Origin of the sequence: Zoogloea sp., from assembly GCF_028689785.1 — a bacterium.
Classification (GTDB): Bacteria; Pseudomonadota; Gammaproteobacteria; order Burkholderiales; family Rhodocyclaceae; genus Zoogloea.
This window is the reverse complement of the sequence record NZ_JAQVCN010000020.1, coordinates 64,131-71,317: the sequence shown is the minus strand read 5'-3', so window position 1 is coordinate 71,317 and position 7,187 is coordinate 64,131. Positions and strand designations below refer to the sequence as shown.

The 7,187-nt window shown below is 66.7% G+C and carries 6 protein-coding genes; all 6 read left to right on the top strand.

The genetic code is table 11. The features are described 5' to 3' along the window. Nucleotides 1–1,238, top strand: a 1,238-nt coding sequence (gene mshL / locus PHI64_RS11080; RefSeq protein ID WP_299882589.1) for a pilus (MSHA type) biogenesis protein MshL, incomplete at its 5' end; no start/stop codon positions are given. Beyond that, nucleotides 1,235–2,140: a tetratricopeptide repeat protein gene (locus PHI64_RS11075; protein WP_299882587.1), complete on the top strand. Its 906-nt coding sequence runs from the start codon at nt 1,235–1,237 to the stop codon at nt 2,138–2,140. The genes mshL and PHI64_RS11075, both read left to right, overlap by 4 nt. Continuing rightward, entirely contained in the window at nt 2,137–3,849 is a 1,713-nt protein-coding gene (locus tag PHI64_RS11070) for a GspE/PulE family protein (RefSeq protein WP_299882585.1), read from the top strand. Before PHI64_RS11075 ends, PHI64_RS11070 begins: the two co-directional genes overlap by 4 nt. After that, complete coding sequence (locus tag PHI64_RS11065; RefSeq protein ID WP_299882583.1) at nt 3,846–5,048, top strand: type II secretion system F family protein; 1,203 nt, start codon at nt 3,846–3,848, stop codon at nt 5,046–5,048. Before PHI64_RS11070 ends, PHI64_RS11065 begins: the two co-directional genes overlap by 4 nt. A 2-nt stretch (nt 5,049–5,050) precedes the next feature. Further along, complete coding sequence (locus PHI64_RS11060) at nt 5,051–6,544, top strand: hypothetical protein (RefSeq protein ID WP_299882581.1); 1,494 nt, start codon at nt 5,051–5,053, stop codon at nt 6,542–6,544. Then, on the top strand, nt 6,541–7,131 hold the full coding sequence (locus PHI64_RS11055; protein WP_299882579.1) for a hypothetical protein: 591 nt from the start codon (nt 6,541–6,543) through the stop codon (nt 7,129–7,131). Before PHI64_RS11060 ends, PHI64_RS11055 begins: the two co-directional genes overlap by 4 nt. Nucleotides 7,132–7,187 lie beyond the last annotated feature (56 nt).

Here is a 7,187-nt window from a genome sequence, read left to right as displayed (position 1 = left end):
CCCTGCGGGATCTGTTGCGGGAGACGGACAAGGTCCTGCCCGAGGGGTCAAGCGAAACCGTCATTGAGAACGTTGAAACTGCAAGCAGCAGCGGCCCCGGCAGCAGTCTGGATATCTCCACCGGAACCAAGCCTCGCACTCGTGGCCGCGCCGGCATCCAGCCTCAAGTCTTGCTTCCCGGCACCCCCAGCTCCATGCAGAACAACACCACCACAACGGTGCACAAGTCCACTTTCCGCGAAGCAGCATCGGTCATCATCAACCGGGAAACGGGCGTCCTCACGGTCAGAGCCACCACACGCCAGCACGAGAAGGTAAGCGAGTTTATCGAGCGGGTGACCGCGGCCGCCCGGCGTCAGGTGCTCATCGAGGCCACTATCGTCGAGGTCAGCCTGGGGGACACTTACCGGCAGGGCATCGAATGGAGCCGGATCCTGACCAGTGGCACCAGTTTCGGCATCAGTGGCCCCGGGCTTGGCAGCACGGCCGGCAACGCGACCACCCCGTTCAGCGTCGCCTACAAGAGCGCGGACGGCATCGACACCACCGTCAAGCTGCTGGAGAGCTTCGGCACGGTCAAAGTCCTGTCCAGCCCGAAGTTGTCGGTGCTCAACAACCAGACCGCGGCCATCAAGGTGGTCGAGGAGTACGTCTATTTCAGCGTCAAGGCCGACACCACGCAAACCACCAACGCCGGCGCCCTGACCACGGTCACCACCACACCTCAGTCGGTTTCGGTGGGCCTGGTGATGACTGTCACCCCCCAGATCAGCGACAACGACGAGGTCATCCTCAACGTCCGGCCCACCATCTCCAGCATCTCGGATTTTCGCCGCGACCCGAACCCGAGCATCCCCAGCAACATTGCCAACCTGGTCCCGCAGATCCGGACCCGTGAGATCGAATCCGTGCTGCGCATCGAAAACGGTGAGACTGCCGTGCTGGGCGGCCTGATGGAGGACCGCATCGATTACAAGACCGGCCGAGTCCCGCTGATCGGTCAGCTTCCGTTGCTTGGAGAACTATTCACCAACCGCGACAACGGTATCCAGAAAACCGAACTGGTCATCTTCCTGCGCCCGGTGGTCGTGACCGACACCCGACTCGTCGGCGCCCTGACGCCGCTGCGCGACAGACTCCCGGACGCCGGCTTCTTCAGCACGGCGCCCTCCCCCGGCACACCCAACTTCCCCTCCCAGACAAGGGCAGGCACTGCAACGGAAAGAAGTCAGCCGTGAGCCTCCTCCTGGATGCCCTGCGCCGTACGGAGGACAGCAAACACGGGCCCGCGCCTCGCGCACCTGCGGCACCGGCGTCGCGGCTTGAGCTTGAACCACTGCTCATCCCGCCACGCTCCACACCCGCCACAGGCAGCGCCCCGGACGACACCGAACTCGCACCTCCCCGCGGCCCGGCCCCTGCTCCACGGCCCCCTCACCGGGCCCTGATCGTCGGACTCGCCGGGGGGGCCACAGCCCTGGGCGCACTCGCCATCGGCCTTTGGTTCGAGATGCGTCCCCTGGCCCTCCCCGAGCGGCCACTGCCCAGGGCTGCAGCCAAAGTTGCGCTCCCTCCTGAAAGCGCGCCCCAACACCAACCCGCTCCGCCCTCCTCCACGGCCGAAAGCCCAGACCTTCCCGCCCCCCTGGGCCACCCGGTTCGAGCGTCCAGAGCCACGGCCCACAGCCCCCAAAACAAGGGCCTGCCCCAAGCCCCTCAGCCGGACACCGCCATCCGCCTACACCCCGGCGGCAGCACCAGCACCGCCAGCACAACATACCTGGCCCATGCTGCCTATCTCAACAACGACTTCCACCAGGCGGAATTGCTCTACCGGGAAGCCCTGCAGGCCGATCCAGAGGACGTCGACGCTCTGCGCGGCCTGGGCTCCACACTGGCGCGGCAGCAACGCTGGGCTGAAGCCGGGCACACCTACAGCCATGCCCGCAGTCTTGCCCCCGACGACCCCGACCTGAGCTACAACCTGGCCGTCACCTTCGACCGAGCAGGCCAGCCCGGGGCCGCTGCCACCCACTATCGACAGGCCCTGGCACTTGCCACACGCAGCCCTGCAGGCTTCAACCCCACCGCAGGCGCCACCCGCCTGCGCACCCTCGCCCCCCAGGAGCCGTCACCATGAACCGTGACCCCCACGCCCATCAGCCCATCGGCCAGACCTTGATCGCCCTGGGCCTGATCAGCACCGACCAGCTCCATATCGCCCTGCGCGAACAGGCCCGGACCCGGGAGATCATCGGCAAGCAACTCGTACGCCTGGGCTTTCTCTCCGAGGCCACACTGCGCGACGCACTGGCCCACAGCCTCGACCAGGCCAGTGCCGACCTGTCGGGTTTGCTGCCCGATGCAGAGGCCCTCGCCCTGGTCCCCCGCCAGGCGGCACGACGCCTCGGCTTGATCCCCCTGAGCTACGACCCCCAGCAGCGCCACCTGGTCGTTGCCGCCAGCAATACCGGCGACATCGTCGCCCAAGACCAGCTTCGCAGCCTGCTGCCAAGTGGCGCCACCGTCGAACTACGCCTGGCCGGAGACTCCGAAATCGCCTGTGCCATCGACCTGCTGTACGGGCACGAACTATCCATCGACGGCATCCTCCACGAGATCGAAACCGGGGAAACCGACACCGCCAGCCTCACCGGGCGTGCTGACACTTATGCGCAACCTGTCGTGCGCCTGATAGATGCCCTGCTCGCCGACGCAGTCAAGCGGGGCGCCTCCGACCTGCATTTCGAACCCGAAACCGCCTTCCTGCGCATCCGCTACCGCATCGATGGGCTGCTGCGCCAGATCCGTGCCCTGCACAAATCCTACTGGCCTGCCATGGCCGTGCGCATCAAGGTCATGGCCGGGCTCAACATCGCCGAAACCCGCGCCCCTCAGGATGGCCGGATCTCCCTCAGCGTCAGCGGCCGCCCGGTGGACTTCCGCGTCTCCACGCAACCCACCATCCACGGCGAGAACATCGTGCTGCGGGTGCTGGACCGTCAAAAAGGCATCGTCGGCCTGCACGAACTGGGCCTCAGCGACACCCGCCTTGAGCTGCTCAAGCTGATGATCGCCCGTCCGGAAGGGCTGATCCTCGTGACCGGCCCCACAGGCAGCGGCAAGACCACCACGCTGTACTCCATCCTCGGCCACATCAACGCCGAAGGTGTCAACATCATGACCCTCGAGGACCCGGTGGAGTACCCCATGGCGCAGATCCGCCAGACCGCCGTATCCGAGGCTGCCCGACTCGACTTCGCCAACGGCGTGCGGGCCATGCTGCGCCAGGACCCTGACGTGATCCTGGTAGGCGAGATCCGAGACGCCGACACCGCCCGCATGGCCTTCCAGGCCGCCATGACCGGCCACCAGGTTTACTCCACCCTGCACACCAGTTCCGCCATCGGCGCCATCCCCCGCCTCCTCGACCTGGGCATCGTGCCCGACATCCTGGCCGGCAACCTGATCGGCATCGTTGCCCAGCGGCTGTTGCGCCGCCTGTGCCCCCACTGCCGCGAGGCCGGCCCGGCGAGCGACACCGAAATGCGCCTGCTCGGCGCCGCAGGTCAGCCCACACGTCCCACCCTGTACCGGGCCAGGGGCTGCCCCCAGTGCGACTTCCAGGGCTATCGGGGACGCCTGGCCATCATGGAGTTGCTGCGCCTGGATGCCGACCTGGACGAGCTGATTGCCCGGCGCGCCACCGCCCGGGAACTGCAGCATGCCGCAGCCACCCGGGGCTTCACCCGCCTCGCCGACGACGGCACCCGGCGCGTCATCACTGGCGACACCTCGCTTGAGGAACTGGCACGGGTTGTGGATCTGACGGAGCGCCTGTTCCAGTGAGCAACTTCAGCTACCGGGCCATGAACCCTCGCGGCCACACCGTGCGCGGCCGCATGGATGCCGCCAACCTCGACGACCTTGAGCTGCGTCTAGGCCGCCTCGGCCTCGACCTGCTCCATGCCAACCCGGTCCGACAGATCAGCTGGCAGCGGCAGCACCGCATCAACCGGCGGGAGCTCATCAACTTCTGCTTTCACCTGGAGCAATTCCTGCGCGCCGGGGTACCGATCCTCGAGAGCCTGGCCGACCTGCGCGACTCCCTCCACCGGGCCCGCTTCCGGCAAGTCATCGGCGACATCGTCGAGGCCATCGAAGGCGGCCTCGGCCTATCCCAGGCCCTGCAGCGCCACCCGGATGTATTCAACGGAGTGTTCTGCAGCCTGGTTCGGGCTGGGGAACACACGGGGCGACTACCCGAAGTGCTTGCCGCCCTCACCGACACCCTCAAGCGCGACGACGAGCTCGCCGCCTATGCCCGACGCATCGCCATCTACCCGGCCATTGTGGCTCTCGTGATCAGCGCCGCGCTGGGCGTCGCCCTGATCCATGTCGTACCCGAACTCGCCCGCCTGTTCCAGAGTGCAGGGCAGGCTCTGCCATGGCAAACGCGCATCCTCATCGCCCTGTCCGGCTTCGTCGTCGACTACGGCTGGCTGCTCGTTCTTGGCAGCGTAGCCGGGTTGCTGCTGGCGCGTCACGCCCTCTCCACCCACCCGGCCCTGCGGCTCCGCTTTGATGCGGCCCTCTTGCGCCTGCCTTTACTCGGCACCGTACGGCGCAAGATCATCATGGCCCGCTTCACCGGCCTGTTCGCCATGATGTATGCCTCGGGCATTACGGTCATCGACGCAATCCAGTCTGCTGAGGACGTGGTCGGCAACACCGCCCTGCGCCAGGGCCTACAGCAGGTCGGGCACGAAATCACCCAGGGCAGCAAGCTTTCGGAGGCCTTCCGCAAGGTCGAGCTCTTTCCACCTCTGGTCACCCGCATGCTGCGGGTTGGCGAAAGCACCGGCGCCCTCGACACCGCACTCGCCAACGTCAGCTATTTCTACGATCGGGACGTACGGGAAGCCATCGAGAAACTCCAGGCCAGCATCGAACCCACCCTCACCGTGGTGCTGGGGGGCCTGCTCCTCGCCATCATGGGCGCCGTCATGATGCCGGTCTACGACATCATCACCCAGATGAAGCTCTGAGCATGACCGCTGCCAGCATCCTCTATCTCAGCCCCGCCGGACTTGCCGCCTTCGCCGTTGCCCGCGACAGCGTCGAGCCACTCCAGCACTTCGCTGCCGACGACGGGCTCTCGCCCTTCGAAACCTTCCTCTCCGATCTATCCCCCGGCACCCGCATCAGCCTGCTGGTAGACCTGCCGGACGAAGCCCACCACCTTGAGACCCTACCCTTCGTCAAGGGACGTGACCGCCAACCAATGCTGGCCCGTCGCCAGGATCACCTGTTTGGCGACACCCCTTTCCGCAGCTACCTCTCCCTCGGCCGGGAGAGCGTTGGCCGCCGGGACGAACGGATTCTCTTCGCAGCCCTCACACGCCCTGGCGCCATCCAGCCCTGGCTACAACGTATCCTGCATTCGCCATGCATCCTGGCCGAGGTGGTGAGCGCCTCCTTCCTGTCCCAGGCCCTGGCCGCCCCCCTTTACTCAGGCGCCACCCCCTTCCTGCTGGCCCACACCACGCCCGCCGGCCTGCGGGTGTCCTGCTTCGAGCATGGGCAACTCCGCTTCAGCCGCCTCACCATCGGCCTAACTCCCGAGGCTGGCCCTGACCCAGGTTTCGTGTTTGAGGAAATCCGGCGGAGCTATGACTACCTGCTCAGCCAGCGCATCGTGCCCCGCGACCACCCCACCCGGGTACTACTCCTGACCGCCCGCGACCTGCCAGGTGCTGCCGCCGGCACTGGACTCGATCTCCAGCCCGTGCCCCTGAAGCAAGCCGCTCTGGCCCTGAAGCTGCAGCACGACGCAAGCCACACAGACAGCCTGCCCCTGCTGCTTCGGGCACTTGCCGCCCACCCCCGGCTTCCCCAATTCGCCCCCGCCGAGGCACTCGCCGGACACCGCCAGCAGCGGACCGGACGCATTGCTGGCATCCTTGCAGGCGCCATCTTCCTCGCCAGCCTGGGCTACACCAGTCTCAACCTGCTGGCGGCCCGTGAACAACGCAGCCTTGCTGAAGCGAACCTGCGCCAGGCGGCACAGCAGGAGGCCCGTCTTGAAGCCGTCATCGCCTCCACACCCGCCACACCGCTGCCCCTCGAACGCCTGAACCAGACCCTCGACATGGCTCAAGCCCTCTCCACCAGCAGCATCGGGCCCGAGCCGGCCTTGCGCCAGTTGACGGCGGCCCTCGCATCGGTCCCCGGCTTCAGGCTGCAGGAGCTTGAGTGGGCCGCCCCCGCTGCAGATCTCCTGCCCGCCGAGCCCACCCCCCTCAGTCAGACGCTGCGGATACGTTTCAACCTTTCCCCAGGCGCCGCGCAAACCCGCGAACGGGTCGCCCAGGCCCAAACCCTGCTGACAGCCCTAGGCTCCTTGAACGGTGCGCAAATCCAGGTATTGCGGCAGCCCGCGGAAATGGCCTCGTCCGAGCCCGTGCGGATTGCAGAGTCGCCCCCGAGCGACACCTCACCTCAGCTTGAAGTCCGCCTCAGCCTTCCCGTGTCCCCACCATGACGCCCTCTGCGCCTCCCGACCTGCAGCTGCGCACCCCCGCCATCCTCGGCAGCATCATGCTCACCGCCGCCATCGGCCTGGCCGGGGGCAGCCATCATCTGCTGCAAACGGCCGAACACAGGGCACGCCTGACAGCCCAGAGCCTCGCACAAACCCAGCACAGGCTCAGGCAAGCAGAACAGACGGCAAACCAGACCCAGGAGGCCCTGTCCCGTCACGCCAGCCTCCTGCGCACGGGCATCAGCAGCCCCCCAGACCGGGTGGTCTGGATAGAACAGCTTGAATCCCTCCGGAAAGGCATATCGATCCCGCAACTCGACTATGAAATCAGCCCCGAACGCCCGCTCCAGCCCACCGCGTCCTCCACCGATGCGCCGCCCGTCCTGCTTGCCAACACCCTGCACGTGCATGCTGATCTACCCCATGAGGATGCTTTCCTCAAGTTCATCAACACGCTCCATAAGGCTCACGCCCCGATCAGGCCCAGCCGCTGTCAACTGTCCCGCCAGGAAGAGGCAGGCAGGGCGCCCGGTCTAACCGTCCGATGCGACCTGGACTGGATATACCTCCGCCTCCCGACCCCCTGATAAAGTTGCTTGCCGCGACTGCGGCAGTGGTGTGCCGTGGGAGAGTGGGCGGCAGC

Excerpts from the sequence above, each read along its gene's own strand:
- PHI64_RS11070 (WP_299882585.1), top strand. The coding sequence starts at position 2,137 with ATGAACCGTGACCCCCACGCCCATCAGCCCATCGGCCAGACCTTGATC.
- PHI64_RS11060 (WP_299882581.1), top strand. The coding sequence starts at position 5,051 with ATGACCGCTGCCAGCATCCTCTATCTCAGCCCCGCCGGACTTGCCGCC.
- PHI64_RS11055 (WP_299882579.1), top strand. The coding sequence starts at position 6,541 with ATGACGCCCTCTGCGCCTCCCGACCTGCAGCTGCGCACCCCCGCCATC.